This window comes from Streptomyces harbinensis (assembly GCF_900116145.1).
Classification (GTDB): Bacteria; Actinomycetota; Actinomycetes; order Streptomycetales; family Streptomycetaceae; genus Streptomyces; species Streptomyces carpaticus.
Genome location: NZ_FPAB01000004.1, coordinates 385275 through 404087 on the forward strand (window position 1 = coordinate 385275; position 18813 = coordinate 404087).

The 18813-nt window shown below is 72.6% G+C and carries 19 protein-coding genes; 7 read left to right on the forward strand and 12 right to left on the reverse strand.

Annotation, left to right across the window (positions count from 1 at the left end):
• The first annotated feature begins 6 nt into the window (after positions 1-6).
• A complete protein-coding gene (locus tag BM385_RS13190; RefSeq protein WP_093843150.1) occupies positions 7-729 on the forward strand; it encodes an ABC transporter permease subunit in 723 nt (240 codons plus the stop codon).
• Positions 730-857: 128 nt separating this feature from the next.
• On the opposite strand, the gene BM385_RS13195 is transcribed toward BM385_RS13190, so the two are convergent.
• From BM385_RS13195 to BM385_RS26760, 10 genes are all read right to left on the reverse strand, one after another.
• The gene (locus BM385_RS13195; RefSeq protein WP_093843334.1) at positions 858-1538 is read right to left on the reverse strand and encodes a hypothetical protein; all 681 of its coding nucleotides are present in this window, start codon (positions 1536-1538) and stop codon (positions 858-860) included.
• Positions 1539-1745: 207 nt separating this feature from the next.
• A complete protein-coding gene (locus BM385_RS13200) occupies positions 1746-2585 on the reverse strand; it encodes an HAD family hydrolase (RefSeq protein WP_019432247.1) in 840 nt (279 codons plus the stop codon).
• Positions 2582-3862, reverse strand: a complete 1281-nt coding sequence (serS, locus tag BM385_RS13205) for a serine--tRNA ligase (RefSeq protein WP_078575811.1) — start codon at positions 3860-3862, stop codon at positions 2582-2584. Before serS ends, BM385_RS13200 begins: the two co-directional genes overlap by 4 nt.
• Before the next feature lie 456 nt (positions 3863-4318).
• The gene (gene pheA / locus BM385_RS13210) at positions 4319-5251 is read right to left on the reverse strand and encodes a prephenate dehydratase (RefSeq protein ID WP_019432249.1); all 933 of its coding nucleotides are present in this window, start codon (positions 5249-5251) and stop codon (positions 4319-4321) included.
• 34 nt (positions 5252-5285) lie between these two features.
• The gene (efeB, locus tag BM385_RS13215; protein ID WP_019432250.1) at positions 5286-6545 is read right to left on the reverse strand and encodes an iron uptake transporter deferrochelatase/peroxidase subunit; all 1260 of its coding nucleotides are present in this window, start codon (positions 6543-6545) and stop codon (positions 5286-5288) included.
• A gap of 11 nt (positions 6546-6556) precedes the next feature.
• A complete protein-coding gene (locus tag BM385_RS28200) occupies positions 6557-8383 on the reverse strand; it encodes a copper resistance CopC/CopD family protein (protein ID WP_093843151.1) in 1827 nt (608 codons plus the stop codon).
• Between the two features lie 8 nt (positions 8384-8391).
• Positions 8392-8826: a copper chaperone PCu(A)C gene (locus BM385_RS13225; protein ID WP_019432252.1), complete on the reverse strand. Its 435-nt coding sequence runs from the start codon at positions 8824-8826 to the stop codon at positions 8392-8394.
• Entirely contained in the window at positions 8823-9485 is a 663-nt protein-coding gene (locus BM385_RS13230) for an SCO family protein (RefSeq protein WP_093843152.1), read from the reverse strand. Before BM385_RS13230 ends, BM385_RS13225 begins: the two co-directional genes overlap by 4 nt.
• A 64-nt stretch (positions 9486-9549) precedes the next feature.
• Positions 9550-10311 carry a YcnI family protein gene (locus BM385_RS13235; RefSeq protein WP_019432254.1) on the reverse strand — a complete coding sequence of 254 codons (762 nt, stop codon included), beginning with the start codon at positions 10309-10311 and terminating at the stop codon, positions 9550-9552.
• Between the two features lie 93 nt (positions 10312-10404).
• Positions 10405-11157 (reverse strand): hypothetical protein, encoded by a 753-nt coding sequence (locus BM385_RS26760; protein ID WP_019432255.1) that lies wholly within the window; start codon positions 11155-11157, stop codon positions 10405-10407.
• A 222-nt stretch (positions 11158-11379) separates the two neighbouring features.
• Between BM385_RS26760 and BM385_RS13245 the strand changes: the two genes are divergently transcribed.
• From BM385_RS13245 to BM385_RS28375, 6 genes are all read left to right on the forward strand, one after another.
• The gene (locus BM385_RS13245; RefSeq protein ID WP_019432256.1) at positions 11380-11820 is read left to right on the forward strand and encodes an ATP-binding protein; all 441 of its coding nucleotides are present in this window, start codon (positions 11380-11382) and stop codon (positions 11818-11820) included.
• Positions 11821-11989: 169 nt separating this feature from the next.
• Positions 11990-13210 carry a hypothetical protein gene (locus tag BM385_RS13250; protein WP_019432257.1) on the forward strand — a complete coding sequence of 407 codons (1221 nt, stop codon included), beginning with the start codon at positions 11990-11992 and terminating at the stop codon, positions 13208-13210.
• Positions 13211-13341: 131 nt separating this feature from the next.
• A complete protein-coding gene (locus BM385_RS13255) occupies positions 13342-13851 on the forward strand; it encodes a SigE family RNA polymerase sigma factor (RefSeq protein ID WP_019432258.1) in 510 nt (169 codons plus the stop codon).
• A 19-nt stretch (positions 13852-13870) separates the two neighbouring features.
• Positions 13871-15151 carry a hypothetical protein gene (locus BM385_RS26765; protein WP_093843153.1) on the forward strand — a complete coding sequence of 427 codons (1281 nt, stop codon included), beginning with the start codon at positions 13871-13873 and terminating at the stop codon, positions 15149-15151.
• Positions 15152-15390: 239 nt separating this feature from the next.
• Complete coding sequence (locus BM385_RS13265; protein WP_175542993.1) at positions 15391-15927, forward strand: peptidylprolyl isomerase; 537 nt, start codon at positions 15391-15393, stop codon at positions 15925-15927.
• Between the two features lie 102 nt (positions 15928-16029).
• A complete protein-coding gene (locus tag BM385_RS28375; protein ID WP_019432261.1) occupies positions 16030-16125 on the forward strand; it encodes an imine reductase family protein in 96 nt (31 codons plus the stop codon).
• A gap of 68 nt (positions 16126-16193) precedes the next feature.
• On the opposite strand, the gene BM385_RS13270 is transcribed toward BM385_RS28375, so the two are convergent.
• Complete coding sequence (locus BM385_RS13270) at positions 16194-17216, reverse strand: hemolysin family protein (protein ID WP_019432262.1); 1023 nt, start codon at positions 17214-17216, stop codon at positions 16194-16196.
• Complete coding sequence (locus BM385_RS13275; RefSeq protein WP_019432263.1) at positions 17213-18592, reverse strand: hemolysin family protein; 1380 nt, start codon at positions 18590-18592, stop codon at positions 17213-17215. The genes BM385_RS13270 and BM385_RS13275 overlap by 4 nt, the downstream gene beginning before the upstream one ends.
• Positions 18593-18813: the final 221 nt, after the last annotated feature.

Consider the following 18813-nt stretch of genomic DNA (forward strand, 5'->3'; position numbering starts at 1 on the left):
CTCGCGATGTACCACCACACCGTCGCCCGGCTCACCCTCCGGGCCCTGCTCGGCCGGCGCCGTGCCCTCTTCCTGCTCGTCCTGCCCGCGCTGCTGATCGCCATCGCGCTCGCCGTCCGCCTGGTGACGGGCGCGGACGACCGGGCCGCCGGCGAGATCCTGGGCGGCTTCGCCCTCGCCGTGATGGTGCCGCTGATCGGCGTGATCGCCGGCACCGGGGCGATAGCGCCGGAGATCGACGACGGCTCGATCGTCTATCTGCTGGCCAAGCCGCTGAAGCGGCACACCATCATCCTGACCAAGCTGTGGGTGGCCATCGGCGTCACCCTGTCCTTCACCGTCGTGCCGACACTGCTCGCGGGGTTCATCCTCAACGGCAACAGCCAGCAGATCGCGAGCGCGTACGCCCTGGCCGCCGCCGTCGCCTCGGTCGCGTACAGCGCGGTGTTCCTGCTGCTCGGCACCGTCTCGCGGAACGCGGTGGTGCACGGGCTGATCTACGCGCTGGTGTGGGAGTCGCTGTTCGGCAGCCTGGTGCCGGGCGCGCGGGCGCTCAGCATCCAGCAGTGGGCGCTGGCCCTGGCCGAGCGGGTGGCCGCCCCGGGCGCGAACATCACCTCGGAGGTCGGCCTGCCCGCCGCCCTGATCCTGCTGACCGCCGCCACGGCGGCCGGCACCTGGTACGCGGCGCGCCGGCTGCGGGCGCTGACCCTGGCGAGCGAGGGCTGAGCGCCGGGCGAAACGCGGCAGACGGGGCGGCCCGGCGGCACACCGCCGGGCCGCCCCGCGCCGTTCGGACGCCGTTCGGGCCGGGCTCGCGGCCCGGCCCCGAGTCCGGCCGTGCGCGCGGTGGACGGCTACGGCCGCCCGTGCCGGTAACGGCGGCAGAGCCGGTGGGAGAATGCCGGATCCCCGGCCAGATCGGCGAGCCGGACACTCATCCCGGCGACGATGTGTTCGGTGTTCCCCAGCCGCGTCTCGACGTCCGCGAGCCGGGTCTCGACCCGGCGCAGCCGGTCGTCCATCCGGTTGACCACCAGCGCGACATCCCGCAGCGCCGGGCCGATGCCGGCCAGGACTCCTTCGATCGCAGTGACCCGCTGTTCAAGACCCGCACCGGCGGCGGTGTTCCCCTCCACGGCGTCCAGCAGATAGGCCCGTACCTCACGCGCCACGGCGCTGTCCCGGAGCAGCATCGCGATGTTGAGAACGGTGCGGCGGGTGTAGAGGGTGAGGCGACGCCGCATGGCCTGTGGATAACTCTCATTTGAGAGTTGCATCATGTAGCTCTCAAATTCCTGCAGGTCAGAGCCTTCCACTACGGTCAGACCGCTCTCGTTCAGCTCCTCACGATGCCGCGCCACCAGCGTCCTGATGGTGCTCCTGTGGACAACGAAATACTCCGCGACGATCTCCGTCGTCATATGCAGCCCATCGGGCAGCAGCGCCAGCGCCTTCACCTTGTCGAGGACTTCGGTGCGCCCCCGGGTGTTCTCGCGCAGGGTGCGCGACTCCAGCAAAGCTTGTTCCTTGATCATGACGAGACAGCCCTCCCAGGGCATCCGTGAACAGGTTGCCGGGCCCTGTCGCATCAGGGATCGTCGGACGGTCACGCGTTCGGAAGAGACGGAGGAATCCCGGGAAGCAGTGCGTTAGGGGGTCAACTTGACCCTCTAAAATCCGCAGGCCGCTCATTTGAGAGGGTCAAGATGACCCTCTCAAATGAGCGGCCTGCGCCCCCCGCCTCAGCCCAGCAGCAGGCGCTCCAGCACCTTGGCGATGCCCTCCGCCTCGTGCCCCGCCGTGACTTCGTCGGCGACCGCCAGCAGCGCGGGGTGGGCGTCGGCCATGGCCACGCCGTGGCCCGCCCAGGACAGCATCGGGATGTCGTTGGGCATGTCGCCGAACGCGATGGTGTCCGCCGCCGTGACCCCCAGCCGGCGGGCCGCCAGGGAGAGGCCGGTGGCCTTGGTCAGGCCCAGGGGCAGCATCTCCACCAGGTCCTCGCCCGAGACGACGAACGCCGCGTAGGCGCCCGCCGCCTCCGTGCAGGCCGCCGCCAGCCGGTCGTCGGACAGGTCGGGGTGGCGCAGGTACAGCTTGCTGATGGGCGCGTCCCACAGCCCGTCCCGGTCGGTCAGCGGGCGGGCGAGATCGGGCGCGTTGGGGTGGGGGACCGCTTCCGGGTCGCGCCGCCAGGCGAAGCCGGGGCCCATGGCGATGCCGCCGTCGATGCCGTCGAGCGACGCCGCGACCGCGACCGGGCCGATGCGCGCCTCCAGCGCCTCCAGCGCGCGGCGGGCCACCGTCCGGTCCAGCGTGACGGAGGTCAGCAGCCGGTGCTCGCCCGCGTGGTACAGCTGCCCGCCCTGGCCGCACACGGCGAGGCCGGTGTAGCCGAGGTCGTCCAGGATGTGCCGGGTCCAGGCGACGGTGCGCCCGGTGGCCACGAGGTGCGCGGCCCCGGCGGCGCCGGCCGCTGCCAGCGCCGCCCGGGTGCGCTCCGATATCGTCTGGTCGCGGCGCAGCAGCGTGCCGTCGAGATCGGTGGCGATCAGCCGGTAGGGGAAGCGGTCCTCACTCACGCGGCGACCGGCTCCAGCACGTCGCGCCCGCCCAGGTAGGGCCGCAGGACCTCCGGTACCCGCACCGAGCCGTCGGCCCGCTGGTGGTTCTCCAGCAGCGCGACGATGGTGCGCGGGACGGCGCACAGCGTGCCGTTGAGGGTGGCCACCGGCCGCACGGCACCGCCCTTCTCGCGCAGCCTGACCTGGAGCCGGCGGGCCTGGAACTCGGTGCAGTTGGACGCGGAGGTCAGCTCGCGGTACTTGCCCTGGGTGGGGATCCACGCCTCGCAGTCGAACTTGCGGGAGGCCGAGGCCCCCAGGTCGCCGGAGGCCACGTCGATGACGCGGAAGGGCAGTTCGAGGGAGGTGAGCCACTGCTTCTCCCAGCTCAGCAGCCGCTCCAGCTCCGCCTCGGCCTCCTCGGGGGCGACGAAGCAGAACATCTCCACCTTGTCGAACTGGTGCACCCGGAAGATGCCCCGGGTGTCCTTGCCGTAGCTGCCGGCCTCGCGGCGGAAGCACGGCGAGAACCCGGCGTAGCGGCGCGGGAGGGTGTCCGCGTCGAGGATCTCCTCCATGTGGTACGCGGCGAGCGGTACCTCGGAGGTGCCGACCAGGTACGCGTCGTCCTTCTCCAGGTGGTAGACGTCGGCGGCGGCCTGGCCGAGGAAGCCGGTGCCCTCCATGGCGCGCGGCTTGACCAGCGCGGGGGTGATCATCGGGACCAGTCCGGCGGCGGTGGCCTGGGCGATGGCGGCGTTGACGAGGGCGAGTTCCAGCAGGGCGCCGACGCCGGTGAGGTAGTAGAAGCGGGAGCCGGAGACCTTGGCGCCGCGCTCGGTGTCGATGGCGCCCAGGCCCTGGCCCAGTTCCAGGTGGTCCTTGGGCTCGAAGCCCTCGGCGGCGAAGTCGCGGTGGGTGCCGATGGTCTCCCGGACGGTGAAGTCGTCCTCGCCGCCGACGGGGACGTCGGGGTGGACGAGGTTGCCGACGGCCAGGAGCAGTTCCTGGGTGCGGGCGGCGGCCTCGTCGCGTTCGGCGTCGGCGGCCTTGACCGCGGCGGACAGCTCGCCGGCCCGGCGGAGCAGTTCGGCCTTCTCCTCGCCCGCGGCCTTCGGGATGCGCTTGCCGAGCTGCTTCTGCTCGGCGCGCAGTTCGTCGAAGCGCACACTGGAGGACCGGCGCAGTTCGTCGGCGGCCAGGAGTGAGTCGACGATGCCGACGTCCTCGCCACGGGCGCGCTGGGAGGCGCGCACTCGGTCAGGGTCCTCACGAAGCAGGCGAAGGTCAATCACCCCACCAGGCTACCGGTGATTCCGGGCGGAATCCCTGGCAATTGATTAGCGGCCTTTGTCCGCTTTGCCGGAGTGGCCATCGCGGTCGAATCCACAGGTCAGAGCCGGGTTTCCCACATGTTTTCCACAGGCTCTCGACTGCCCTGTGGATGAATGGGGGCCACGGCGGGAGCGCTAGGATGTGAGGCCGGAGAATTCCCCGGCCAAACATCATCCACTCGCTCTTTCGAGGGAATCCCGGTGAATCTTGCGGTGATTTCCCTCACTCCAAAGAGTCACCCGCCGGAAATGGGGTGACGAAGGGTGATGCGTCCCCTGTGGATGAGGTGTGGACAAGGGGTGCGGTCACCAAGCCGTTATGTCGACAATGACCGATTGTGACCTGACGGGTTATCCACAGCCGACCGAGTGGCCCTGTGGATAACCCGGGGGCCCCGCCCCGTACGTCCACAGCCGTCACGCACCGCGCCCGTCCAGACACCGCGTGAGCCAGTCGGCCGCCCGCAGGAAATCCGGATCGGTGGTCCCCTCCCGTACCGTGGCCGCCACCCGGTCCGCGCGCGGGTACGAGCCCAGGAACCTGATGTCCCGGCACAGCCGCCGCAGCCCCATCAGCGCCTCGCCCACCCGCCGTTCGGAGATGTGCCCCTCGCAGTCCAGCGAGAAGCTGTACTGCCCGATGCCCGCTCCCGTCGGCCGCGACTCGATCCGCATCAGATTCACCCCGCAGGTCGCGAACTCCTGCAACACCTCAAGCAGCGCGCCCGGATGGTCCTCCCGCAGCCACAGCACCACCGACGTCTTGTCCGCCCCGGTCGGCGCCGCCGGCCGGGCCGGGCGCCCGGTCAGCACGAAGCGCGTGGTGGCGTTGTCCGCGTCGTGGATCTCGGTGACCAGCGGATCGAGCCCGTAGGTGGCCGCCGCGAACTCCCCCGCGAACGCCGCGTCGTAGCGCCCCTCCTGCACCAGCCGCGCGCCGTCCGCGTTCGAGGCCGCCGACTCCCACTGCGCCTGCGGCAGATGCTGCGCCAGCCAGCCCCGCACCTGCGGCTGGGCCACCGGGTGCCCGGTGACCGTCTTGATGTCGGCCAGCGTGGTGCCCGGCCGCACCAGCAGCGCGAAGGCGATCGGCAGCAGCACCTCGCGGTAGATCATCAGGGGCTCGCCGGAGGCCAGTTCGTCCACCGTGGCGGAGACCCCGCCCTCCACCGAGTTCTCGATCGGCACCAGCGCGCCCGCCGCGTCCCCGGCCCGTACCGCGTCCAGCGCGGCCGGCACCGAGATCATCGGGACCAGCTCCCGGGTCGCCGCCTCCGGCAGGGTGCGGAGCGCGGCCTCGGTGAAGGTGCCCTCGGGACCGAGATAGGTGTAGCGGCTGGCTGCTGTCATGCCGCCACCGTATCCCCTTCCCGGACCCCGCCCGTCAGCCCTCGAACAGCGCCTGCCCGACGTACTCGCCCTCCGCCGCGCCGCCCGGCACGGCGAACAGCCCGCTCGCCTCGTGCCGCAGGAACGGCGAGAGCGCGTCGCCCCGGTCGAGCTTGCGCTGCACGGGCACGAAGCCGCGCAGCGGATCGGCCTGCCAGCAGATGAACAGCAGTCCGGCGTCCGGCGCCCCGTCCGGCAGCAGCCCGTCCTGGTACGAGAAGGGCCGGCGCAGCATGGCGGCGCCGTCGTTGGTCTCGGGGGAGGAGACGCGGACGTGCGCGTTGACGGGGATCACCGGGTTGCCGGCGTCGTCGAGCGCGGTGAGGTCGACCGGGGTGGTCTCGGTGTCGCCGCCGAGCGGGGCGCCGTCCGCCTTGCGGCGGCCGATGACCCGCTCCTGGTCGGCCACCGGCAGGTCCTCCCAGGTGTCCAGCAGCATGCGGATGCGGCGGACGACGGCGTACGAGCCGCCCGCCATCCACGGCGGGTCGCCGTCGGCGGGGACGAAGATCCGCCGGTCGAAGTCGTCGTCGCCGGGCAGGGGGTTGTTGGTGCCGTCGATCTGGCCCATGAGGTTGCGCTGGCTCATCGGGTGGGCGGTGGCGCCCGGGGTGCGGTTGAAGCCGGTCATCTGCCAGCGCGGGGTGGCGGTGCCGAGCGCCGCGCGGCGCACCGCGCGCAGTGCGGCGAGCGCCACCAGGGCGTCGTCCGCGCCGATCTGGACGAACAGTTCGCCGTCGGAGCGGGACCGGTCCAGGGCGTCGTTGCTGAACTCGGGCAGCGGGGCGAGCGCGGTGGGCCGCTGGTCGGTCAGGCCGAGGGTGTCGAAGAGCGCGGCGCCGAAGCCGAAGGTGAGGGTGAGGGCGCAGGGCCCGGCGTCCAGCGACATGTGGGTGCCGTCCGCCTCCTCGCCCCGGCCGGCCATCAGCGCGGCGGCCGTGGCGGACCAGCGGCGCAGCAGTGCGGCGGCGGCCCGGCGGTCGGTGCCGGGGTCGAGGTCGTAGGCGATCAGGTGGCCGTGGGCCTGCAAGGGGCTGGTGATGCCGGCCTGGTGGGGGCCGTGGAAGGGGTGCGCGGTGCTGCCGACGCTGGTGAGCGGGGTGGTGCCGGAGCCGGCGTGGGCGGTGCCGAACAGGGTGCCGCCGGTGGCTCCGGCGGCCAGTCCTGCGGCGCCGGTGGCGCCGGCGGTGCCCAGCAGGCGGCGGCGGCTGATCGCCGCCGGGGGTGCGGGGGCGGGTTCTGGGGTGTCTGGCATGGCGGGGTTCGCTATCCGACCGTGAGGGTGGTGGTTTCGGTGGTCTGGTCGATCTCGGAGGTGCGCAGGGTGAGGGAGAGTTCCCAGTCGCCGGGGCGGGGCAGCCGGAGGTCGTCGGCGACCCAGTGGCCGACGTCGACGTGGGCGGGTTCGTAGCGCAGCGGGCCGAGGTCCTCGGCGGGGAGGGTGAGGGCGATACGGACCTCCTCGGCGCCGTTCGGCAGTCCTTCCGGGTCCTCCAGGCGCAGGTGGAGTACGTTCTCGCCGGTGACGCCTGGGGTGATGTCGATGAGGGCGGTGCCCCGGCCGTGCGGGCCGCCGGTGTCGTAGGGGAGTTGGAGGGAGAGGGGCTGCGGGGCGGTGGCACTGGTGCCGGCGGCGGCTTCGGTACGGGCGGGGGTGCTGCCGGTGAGGGCGGTGGTGACGGCGAGGACGGCGGCGGCGATGGCGGCTTCGGCCAGGACGCTGCGGCGCAGTCCGGTGCGTCCGCTGTCGCGGTCCCGGTCGCGCTGCCGGCGGGTGCGCTGGACGGCGGCGCGCTGCCGGGCGAGCTGGGCGCGGCGGGCCGGGTCGTCGGGGCCGTCCGGGGCCGGGGGCGGGGTGTGCGGTGCGTCCGGTGCGTCCGGTGCGTCCGGTGCGTCCGGTGCGGGGCCGGCCGGGGGGTCGGCGAGCCGTGCCGTCCAGCGGCGGGAGATCCAGGCGGTGCCGACGAGCAGCGCCACCAGCGCGGTTTTGACGACGAGCAGCTGACCGTACCGGGTGCTCAGCAGCGGGTCCCAGCCGCCGACCTGCCGCCAGGACTGGAAGAGGCCGGTGGCCGCCAGTGCCACCACCGACCAGAACGCCAGCCGGGAGAAGCGCCGTACCGCCGCGCGCGGTACGGGTACCGGTGACCGGTACAGCAGCGCCAGCAGGGCGGCGAGTCCGCCGAGCCAGGCGCCGGCGGCCAGCAGGTGGACCAGGTCGGCCGGGACGGCCAGCCACGACCACGGGCCGGTGGAGGCGTGTTCGGCCAGCGCCCAGGTCGCGGCGGTGGCCGGCGCCAGCAGCACTCCGGTGCCCGCGAGCGCGGCGCGGGCCCGGCGTCCGCGCGCCCGGTCCGCGGTCAGCGCCGCCACCCAGAGGGCGGCGGCACCGAGCAGCAGCAGCCGGCACAGCAGCGCCGTACCGGTCTTGGTGTCGACGACGTCCCGCAGTCCGGTGCCGGTGTACGGGCCGCGCAGGAGCAGCAGGGCGAGCGTGGCGGCGGTCGCCGTCGTCCAGCCGGCCAGCATCAGCCGCTGGAGGTGGGGGCGGACGGCCGGGCCGGGCCGGCACACCAGGAGGAAGGCGGCGCCGCCGGTGAGCAGCAGGAACCCGGCGTACGCGGGGAAGCGGGCCAGGTCGTACAGCGTTCCGGCCGTGGATCCGCCAGGGCCCTGGGCCGGCAGCCGTACCGAGGTCTCGGAGGGGGCGCCGATGGAGAAGGTGAAGGCACCGGCGATGGGGTGGCTGTCGGCCGAGATGGCCTGCCAGGCGACGGTGTAGGTGCCGTCGGCGAGGCCGTCGGCGAGCGCCACCCCGTGCCGTACCACTCCGTCCGCGCTCAGGTCGGTGATCTCGCCGGTGTCGACCCGCTCCCCGGCGGGGTCGAGGACGCGCAGGGCCTGGTCGCCGGTGAGGGAGACGCGTTCGGAGAAGGTGAGTTCGACGCGTTCGGGCGAGGTGGCCACCACCTCCCCGTCCGCCGGGCTGCTGCCGGTGAGGCTGGCGTGCGCGTGCGCGGGCCCGGTGGCCGCGACGAGCACGGCGCCCAGGGCCGTCAGCAGGACGAGCAGCCGGGAGAGGGTGGTGGTCATCCGCCTGATCACTCCCCGGTGTAGGTGGTGGCCCTGACCGGGACGTCGACGGTGATGGGTGCCGACTTCTCGAACCGCAGCTCCAGCTCGACCTGCTCGCCTTCGACGGGCTTGTGGGTCAGGCCGAGCAGCATCAGATGGCTGCCGCCCCGGGACAGGCTCAGGGTGCCGCCGGCCGGGACGGTGAAGGAGTCGACCGGGCGCATGGCGTTGTCGACGGTCTCGTGCATCTCGACGGTCTCGGCGAGGTCGCTGTGCACCGAGGTGAGGGTGTCGTCGGCGTCGCCGGTGTTCTCGATGACGAGGAAGCCGCCGGCCATGTCGCCGGTGATGGGTTCGGGGATGTAGGCGTTCTGCGCGGTCAGCCGTGGCTCGCCGTCGCCGGCCGAGCAGCCGGTGAGTGCGAGCAGCGCGGCGGTCACCGCGAGCGCCGTGCGCCTCACGGGGTGCGCCCCTCGATCAGTCCGGGCAGGTCGGCGGCGTAGGTGTCCTGGGTGACGCCCTCCATGTAGATGACGTGTGCCTTGTCGTCGGTGGGGAGGAAGGCGAGCACCTGGGAGCCGTGGGTGGAGATCCAGGTGCCGTTCTCGTCCTGGGTGGGTGCGTCGATGTGGATGCCGAGCGAGCGGGCGGCTTCCTGGATGGTGTCGAAGTCGCCGGTGAGCCCGATGAAGTCCTCGCCCTGGGCGCGCAGCCAGGGGCCGAGGGATTCGGGGGTGTCGCGCTCGGGGTCGGAGGTGATGAAGACGACGCGCAGGTTCTCGCGCTGTTCCGGGGTGAGTCCCGCGGTGGCGTTGCCGATGTTGCTCATGGTGAGCGGGCAGACGTCGGGGCAGTTGGTGTAGCCGAAGTAGAGGAGGGTGGCGTGGCCGGCGGTCTCGGCGACGAGGTCGTACGGCTCGCCCTCGGTGTCGGTGAGGGTGATGGCCGGCTTGGCGAACGGGGTGTCGAGGACGGTGCCCTGGGTGGGGTCCTGCTCGCCGGAGACGTCGGCGAGGGAGTCGCCGCCGCCGTCGGAGGAGGTGTCGCCGCCGCAGGCGGTGAGGGCGAGCACCGCCGCGAGGGCGACGGCGGCGGTGCGGGCATGGGTGCGCAGACGCATGTGTGTTCCTGTGGTGCGGTTCGGGTACGGGGCGGGCGGCCGGGCGCCGCCCGCCCCGCGGGGGTCAGTCCTGGGAGCGGTCGCCGGTGGCGGGGCCGGTGGGGCGGCGTCCGGCGAGGACGCCGAAGGTGATGCCGGCCAGTCCGGCGATGATGCCGCCGGCGCCGAGGATGCGGGCGGTGGTGTCGGTGGCGTCCGCGGCGTCGGCGACGACCGATTCCGTGCCGTGGCCGGCGTCGCCGTCCGTGTCGTCCCCGGAGGCGGGGGCGCCGTGGCCGTGGCCGTCGCCGTCGCCCGGGGTGAGGGCGAGGACGGCGGCGGGGTGCTCGGGTTCGGTGCCGTCGGCGGTGGGCTCCTCGATCCAGCGGACGATCTCGTCGCTGTCGTAGGTCTGGATGGCCTTGAACACCAGCTGGTCGGTGTCGGTGGGGAGCTGCCCGATGGAGACGGGGAACTGCTGGAAGGTGCCCGGGGCGATCTCGCCGCCGCTCCAGGTGATGACGCTGGCGGCTTCGGTGATCTGGTTGCCGTGCGATTCGAGGGGTTCGTCGAGGGTGACGGTCTGCACCTCGACGTCCCAGCCGGGGACCGGCTGGGGCATGACGGAGGCCAGCGGGTGGTCGGGGTCGAGGTGCACTTCGAGCCGGATGGTGGAGGCGTCGGCCCGCTCGTTGGGGACCTTGAAGTTGACGACGCCGTAGCTGCCCTGGGCGGCTTCGCCGGGGTCGACGGAGACGTGGGCGTGGGCGGTGCCGGCGAGGGCGAGGGCGCCGCCGAGGGCGAGGCCGAGCGTGGCCGCGCGGGCGGCGGCACGGGTGCGGTGCATGGGAAGGCTCCATGGGCGCTGGGATCGGACGGTCGGGGTGGTGCGCGCGGCAGGGCGACGCGCTCCCCTTTCGCTGTCCGTCCGGGGAGGCGTTCAGGCCGCGAGTGCGAGCGGCGCGGCCGGTGGCCCGCGCCGGTGCATGCTGTGCGCCAGGAGCAGGGTGGGCGGCTTGGTGCCGGCCGGGAGCCGGTCGGCGCGGGCGGCGCCGGGCAGGTACGGGGTGGGGCGGGTGGCGCCGTGCAGCAGCCGGGCCAGGTGGACGGCGAGCGGCCACGGCAGGTGGGCGGCGGCGACGCGGGCGGCCAGCCGTACCAGTTGCCACAGCGCGGCGTCGCCGCGGCGCAGCAGGGCGCCGGTGGCGAGGGCGGCCAGCAGGTGGCCGGCGAGCATCAGGGGGCCGCTGGGCGCGCTGTGGGCGGCCTGGGCCGCGGCCTCGGCGGCGGGTGCGGCGGGGGTGAGGCCGGCGTTGTGGGCGATCTCGGCGGCTTCGGCCTCGGTGAGGGTGGCGGCGTAGTCGTTGCACAGCAGCCGGGCGGCGAGGGCGAGCGCGCCGCCGGGGCCGTCGCCGTGCCCGCCGTGCGGCGGGAGGCCGAACTGGCCGAGGGAGAAGAGGTGGTGCAGGGCGAGCTGTCCGGCGGCCAGGGCGGCGGTCAGCGCGGGCAGGGAGCGGCGTTCGCGGCCGGCGAGCGGGACGCACACGGCGCAGACGGCGGCCCAGGCGGCGAGGAGGGTCCAGGCGGGGAGCGGGGGGCCGCCGGCGCCGAGGTGCCCGGCGGCGGCCAGGGCGGTGCAGGCCGCGGCGAAGACAGCGGCCCGCAGCAGACGCAGATCGGCTCCCGCACACATGGCGGGCCCATCATCTCACCGGGTGTCCGCGCGGAGACGGGCGGGATCGGGGATCGTACGCATGTGCCTGCATTCACCCTCATCGGGCTGTCGTTATATCGACGTAAGCGTCCGGGTACATCCGCTGAATGGGGGGTGTTGGTTCCTTCGCACGCTTACGGGTGGCGCTGACCGGCAATGCCTAGGGGTGTCCACGGCGTACCGCGGCCAGGAGGCTGGAGCATGAGCATCTGGTGGTCACTCCAACTGCGGCGGGAGGCGTCCAGCGTCCCGCTCGCCCGCCGGCTGCTGCTGGGCGCCATGGAGACGGCGGGGGTGGATGCCGACATCGCGCACGAACTGTGCGTGGCGCTCACCGAGGCGTGTGCCAACGCCGTCCAGCACGGCGGCGGGGAGGCGGCCGTGTACCGGGTGACGGCGTCGATCGACGGGGACGTGTGCCGGATCGAGGTCGTCGACTCCGGGCCCGGTTTCCCGGCCGATCCTCCCGGTCCGCGCCGGGAGAGCCACGCGCTGGAGCCGGGCGGGCGGGGGCTCCAGCTGATCGAGGCGCTGTCGGACGCGGCCAGGTTCGGCAACCACCCGGGTGGCGGTGGTGCCGTGGTGAGTTTCGACAAGATCCTGAAGTGGCGGGAGGACGCGGCGCTGCTGAAGGCGTCGTGAGGCCGGCGCCGGGGGCGTCCCGGTGACCCGGAATGTTTTCCCGACCGGCGTGCAACATCCCGGCCGGCCCACCGCATCGAAATGAGTGAAGGGCGAGAGGCGGGAAGGACCGCGGCTCGCCGAGTCACTCGCACCGGCCGGGGGCCGGTTCTGATGGGGGTTGAGGGATATGAGCACGACGGTGAAGCGCGGCTGGCGGCGCCGGGCGGCCCTGACGGCGGCGATCGCCACCGTGGCCGCGGCGACGACCATGGGGGCGGCATCCGCGAGCGCGGCGTCCGGGCAGGGCGGCGCTCCGGGCACCGAGCAGGAGATCGTGGCGGCGCTGACCGGCCTGCTGCCGGAGGGCACCGAGATCACCGACGCGTACGGCCAGGGGTATCTCGACAGCGAATACCCGTTCGCCGCCGTGGAGGCCGGGGACAGCACCGGCGGCACCACCACCATCGATGTGAGCGTCAGCCGCTCCGCCGGCGACTGGACGGAGTGGGCCGGCTGCCCGGACAACGGTGACGGCACGGGCGAGGACGGCTTCGTCGCGGACTGCACCGAGACCGAGCTGTCCGACGGGCGGCTGCTGTCGGTCAACACCTGGGAGTACGAGACCGACGGCTCGGGCGAGGGCGAGGACGGCGAGCCGTTCCACGCCATCGGCTGGGACGTGTGGCTGGAGGGCCCGGGCAGCGCCGAGTTCGAGAGCGAGACCGGCCGCAGCGTGTACCTGTCGCAGTACAAGGAGCTGACCGGGAGCGCGGGGGCGGACGCCTATGTGCCGGTCCTCGACGAGCAGCAGCTGACGGAAGCCGTGCAGGCGCCGGTGTGGCAGGAGTTGCTGGCCGCGCTGGACGCCGAGTACGGGGAGCCGGCCGAGGAGGAGTGGGAGGAGGACTCCGCGCAGATCCCGGCCGCCGAGCTGCGGGACGCGTTCCGCGCGCTGGCACCCGAGGGCATCGAGGTCACCGATGTCGACCACGGGGCCGACGAGGTCAACTCCGCCGAGCTGCTGACGGACGACGGCAAGGGCGCGGCGCTGCTCTCCATCTCGGCCTGGGGCCCGTGGGACGCCTCCGGTGAGGAGGGCTTCGAGGACGTCGAGGACATCGAGAGCTTCGACGACGGGGAGAGCGGCGTCGAGTGCGCCGACTCCGTCCTGGAGGACGGCGCCGAGCTGAGCGTGTGCTCGGCCGCGCCGACCGACGAGGACCCGGTCGGCCTGTGGTGGGCCACCGTCTACTACCCCGACGGCTCGGGCATCGACATCACCCAGACCAACCTCGCCGACTGGGAGAACGCGCCGGTGCGGGCCGACGCTCCGCTGACCGCCGACCAGCTGGCCGAGATCGCCACCGACGGGGTCTGGGCCGACCTGATCGCCCAGTACACCGTCTGACCCGTCCGTTGCCCGGGGTGGCGGTGACGGCGATCACCGCCACTCCCGGAAAAAGGCTGTAACGTCCGGTGGCTGCTCGCGCGTCGACCTAGTGAGCGCGGGGAGCGGCCCCCGGGGATCGAGGGGGACAGATGAAGCAGCGCGATCTGGACGCGTACCGGGACTTCGCCATGCGGCGCAGCGGTGCCCTGTACCGGTCGGCGTGTCTGCTGACGAGCGGCGACACCCACCTCGCCGAGGATCTCGTCCAGGAGACGCTCGGGCGGATGTACACCGCCTGGAAACGCAAGCGCTGCATCGACAACCCCGCGGCCTACGCGCAGACGGTTCTGGTGCGCTGCTTCCTCACGTACAAGCGCCGCCGCAGCAGCGGGGAGAGCCCGGCGGTCAGCATTCCCGACCAGCCGGCCCCCTCGGCGGACTCCACGCTCCGCATCACTCTCCTCCAGGCGCTCGCCCAGCTGCCGCCGCTGGACCGCACGGTGCTGGTGCTCCGGTTCTGGGAGGACCTGAGCGTGGAGCAGACCGCCGCCATGATGCGCACCAGTTCCAGCGCGGTGCGCACCCGATCGAGCAGGGCCCTGACCAAGCTCCGAGGCGTGCTCGGCGCGTCCGGTCTCGCTGAACTGACCGCTCGGTAAGGCCGAAGGAGATCAGAGCATGAGAAACGACGACCACACCACACCCTTCGAGCAGGAACTCGGCGCCCTGCTGCGGCAGACCGGTGGCGGCTTCGAGCCCGACCCGGCGCGGCTGACCGAGGCCGGGCTGCGCCGCGGCCGGGCCCGGGTCTTCCGGCGGCGGGCCGGCGTCATGGGGGGCGCCGCCGCGGTGGCGCTGCTCTCGGTGGGCGCGGTGCAGCTCACGGGCGGCGGCTCCGGCACGCCGGTGGCCGACGGTGTCCCGCAGAGCCGCGAGGACATGGTGGAGACGCTGTCCGGGATGCTCCCGGGCGGGATCGAGATCCTGGCGGGCGAGGCCACGAGCCCGCTCGGCGCGGAGGAGCCGGGGATCTACCTCCAGCTCGGGGACTCGACCCCCGGGGACGCCACCCTCGGCGTGATGATCCACCGCTGGGCGATGGAGGGCTCGGAGGACAGCCTGGGCTGCATGGTGCCCGACAGCGACGGCTACCACTGCGCGGAGGAGGAGCTGCCGGACGGCGCGGTGCTCACCCGGACCCGGGAGGACTTGCTGGGCGAGGACGAGGAGCTGGAGAGCCGGCACTGGATGGCGATGCTGGAGGTGCCCGACGGGAACGCGGACGCGTCCTGGTCCCGCACGGTCACCGTGGGCTTCGAGAAGGAGATGACGGATCTCGACGATCCGGACGGCTACCAGCCGCTGATCGACCAGGACCAGCTGGCCGAGATCGCCACGGCGCCGGTCTGGCAGGAGGTCTTCGACCTCCTGGACGAGACCTACGGCACGCCCGACATCGACACCGGTCCCGAGCTGATCGATGTGGCACCGGACGTGCTGCGGGACCTGTTCCGTTCGCTGGCGCCCGGGCGGCTGGACATCACCGAGGACGTGCAGCAGTCCAGTGGGCCGGGCGAGATCTATCTGGTGGTCGACGACGGTCAGGGGCCGGGCTATGTCTCGGTGATGCTGTGGGAGCCGTACGACATCTACGGGCCGTACGAGCCGGGTTGGGAGGACCCGGTCGAGGAGTGGGAAGAGGACGAGTACTGCGGCTCCGAACCGCTGGCGGACGGGGCGCGGCTGGACTATTGCGACCTCGGCCCCTCGGCGGACGATCCGCTCGGGGTGTGGACCGTGAGCCTCTATCTGCCCGACGGGGCCTCGATGGACATCACCGTGTCCAACACGGCCGGCATCGACGACCCGGACGCGCCGACCCGGTCCGACAGCCCGCTGACCATGGACGAGTTGCGGGAGCTGGCCTCCGCTCCGGAATGGCGTGACCTTTTCCGGTGAGACGGGGCAGGTGTGGTGCATGATGTTGAGGCCGAAATGACCACGGACGGAAGGCATCGCACGTGAACCGCACATCCCGGCGACTGGCCGCCGCGCTGCTGTGCCTGGGCCTGATCACGGCCTGTGGCTCCGAATCCGGGGACGAGGAATCGACCGGTTCCCAGGACCAGGAGCAGCCCAGCGGCCAGCCGCAGCAGGACCAGGAGGAGACCGACCCGGGCCAGGACAGCCCCTCGGGGCTGGCCGGCCCGGCCGGGGCGGAGGTCTCCGAGGCCACCAGCGCCGTGCTGCACACCAGTGAGGGCGATATCGCGCTCACCCTGTTCCCGGAGGAGGCGCCGCTGACGGTGACCAACTTCGTGGGGCTGGCGGACGGTTCGCTGCCCTGGGAGGGGCAGCAGGACGGTGAGCCGCTGTACCGGGACGTCATCTTCCACCGGGTGATCGACGGCTTCATGATCCAGGGCGGTGACCCGATGGGCACCGGCATGGGCGGCCCCGGCTACCAGTTCGAGGATGAGGTCGATTCCGGCCGCACCTTCGACCAGCCGTATCTGCTCGCGATGGCCAACGCGGGTGCGGGCACCAATGGTTCGCAGTTCTTCATCACGGTGGCCCCGACCGAGCACCTGAACCAGAAGCACACCATCTTCGGTGAGGTCGCGGACGAGGAGTCCAAGGCCGTGGTGGACGCGATCGCGGCCACCGAGACCGATCCCATGGACAACCGGCCGGTGGAGGACATCGTCATCGAGTCGGTCACCATCGGCGACTGACCGGCCCGCACCGCGCACTTTCCCCGGCCGGGGCCACCGGCGGCACGCTCAGCGTGTGCCGCCGGTGACCCCGGCCGTTTTCCTGCCGTCCTTCTCCGCGGGGTGCTGGACGCCGTCAAGGCGCTGACCGACCGGGCCGTGGCCGAGGGCCACGGCGGGGACGGGTTCGCCCGCGTGCTGGAACTGCTCAGGCGGTAGCCCCCGACGCACGGAAGGCCCCGGCCCGCTCTCGCGGACCGGGGCCTTCCCCGTTCTTCCGGGCGCCGTTACGCCACCGGTTCCGGCCGCATCAGCCGGACCAGCAGATCGTCCAGGCTGATCAGCCCGGCGAGCCGGCCGTCGCCGTCCCGGACCACCGCGAGGGAGGCCCGCCGCTGCCGCAGCTGCTCCACCGCGTGGCTGACGGTGTCCTCCGGTGCCAGCTCCGGCACCGGCCGAGCCAGCTCACCGGCGGTCACCCGCCGGCCGTCCGCCCGCGCCACGATGGCGTCCCGGGCGTGCACCGAGCCGAGCACCCGCTCCCCGTCCCGTACCAGCAGCCGGGTGTGGTCGCTGGCCCGGGCGGCGTCCAGGATCGCCTCGACGCCGGCCCCGGCCGGTACCTCGGCGATCTTGTCGGCCGGCACCAGGATGGCGCCCACCGGCGACATCGGCTCGGTGAGCGAACGGGTGATCAGCCCCGAGTCCGCCTCACTGATCAGGCCGAGCCGCTGCGACTCGCCCACCAGGTGGGCCAGCTGATCGCGGTCGTGGATCGAGGTCAGCTCCTCGCGCGGGGTCACCCGGCACAGCCGGACCAGACCGTTGGCGATCTTGTTCATGGCCCAGATGACCGGCCGGACCGCCGCCACCACGGCGCGGAACGGGGGCGCCAGCAGCATCGCCGAGCGCTCCGGGTGGGAGATCGCCCAAGACTTGGGCGCCATCTCACCGACCACCATGTGCAGGAACACCACCACGATCATCGCGAACAGGAACGCGATGCCGTAGGAGAGCCCGCTGGGCAGCCCCAGCTTCTCCAGCAGCGGATCGACCTCGTGGGAGATCGCCGGCTTGGAGATGGAGCCCAGGCCCAGGGTGCACGCGGTGATGCCCAGCTGCGCGCCGGCCAGCATGAGCGAGAGCTCACGCGTTCCGGCCAGCGCCGCCTTGGCGCCGCGCCTTCCTTCGGTGACCGCCTGCTCCAGACGGTGCCGCTTCGCCGCGACCAGCGCGAACTCGGCGGCCACGAAGAAGCCACTGCCGATCAGCAGCAGCACCGTGATCAGGCTGGCCATGCCCATGCTCATGAGCGCTGCTCCACCCGTTCACGCGGCGCGCCCACCGGGACGTCACCGGCCGTACCGGGCGCGGGCGGCTCGACGCGCTCCAGCCGGATCCTGCCGGGCACCCTGCGGTCCAGGGTGAGCACCTCGATCACGGCCGCGGTGCCGTCCGCCAGGCCGACCTCGATCCGGTCGCCGACGGCGGGGAAGCGCCCGCAGCGGTTGATGATCAGACCGGCCACGGTCTCGAAGTCCTCTTCCTCCGGCAGCGGGATCCCGGTGGCCTCGGCCGCCTCGTCGACGCGGCGCCCCGCGTCCACCAGCCAGCTCGTGCCGTCCGCGATCGCCGGCAGCTCGATCTCGTCGGTCTCGTCGGCGATCTCGCCGACCAGTTCCTCGGCGATGTCCTCCAGCGTGACGATGCCGGCCAGACCGCCGTACTCGTCCAGCACCACGGCGAACTCCTCGCCCGCCGCCTGCATCTGCTCCACCGCGCCGGGCAGCGGCAGGGTGTCCGGCAGCAGCAGCGCCGGACGGGCCAGCGGGCCCGACGGGGCGCCGGCCAGCTCCTCGGGGGTGGTCCGCAGCAGTTCGCGGACCCCGAGCACCCCGGTGATGTCGTCGATGCGCTCGCCGACCACCAGGTAGTGGGAGTGTCCCTGCTCGCCGATCAGCGCGACGACGGATGCCACCGGATCGGTCGCGCGTACATAGCTCACGTCCACCCGGGGAACCATCACCTCCGCGAGGGTGCGATCCGAGAACTCCAGAGCGTGATCCAGCAGCTGCGCGGTGTCGTGCGTCAGCTGTCCGTGTTCGTGGGATTCGTCGATCAGGCGGCCCAGCTCCTCCAGGGTCGCTCCGTGGTGCAGCTCCTCCACCGGCTCGATGCCCACCTTGCGCAGCAGCTTGTTGGCCGCCGAGTCGAAGACGTGGATCAGCGGGCCCGCCACCTTCAGATAGAGCAGGGTGGAGGCGCCCAGTGATTTGGCGAGGCGCTCGGGCACGGCGAGGGCGAGATTCTTGGGGCCCAGCTCACCCAGGACCATCTGGATGACCGTGGCCAGCAGGAACGCCGTCACCAGCGCGATACCGGTCGCGGCGGCCTCGGGCACACCGATGCCGCTCAGCAGCGGATCGAGCAGGGTGGCGAAGGCCGGTTCGGCCAGGAAGCCCACGATCAGGCCCGTCACGGTGATGCCCAGCTGGGCGCCGGAGAGCATGAACGACAGCCGTTCCTGGACTTTCAGCGCGCGTGCGGCGCGCTTGTCGCCCGCGGCGGCCTCACTCTGGAGAGCGAGCCGGTCTGCGGCCACATAGGCGAATTCCTGGGCGACGAAATATCCGGTACCCGCGGTCAGCACGATGACTGCCAGCAGGCCCAGCAGTGCGGCACTCAACTGACACCACCTCGCCGTGTGCCGCTGTCCGTTCTATGCGGGCGAGGTGGTCGGGGACTATGCCCAGGAGGGTCCGACGAATTGGCGGACAAGTTATCTCCTTTCGTGGTGGGTGTCACCGTTCAGCATGATTGTGAACGGTCTGGCAGCTTGTTCAACGGGACGCGAGGTGTCCGTGTTCCCAGGGCTGTACCCGGAAACGTCCCCGTGACACCTCGCGT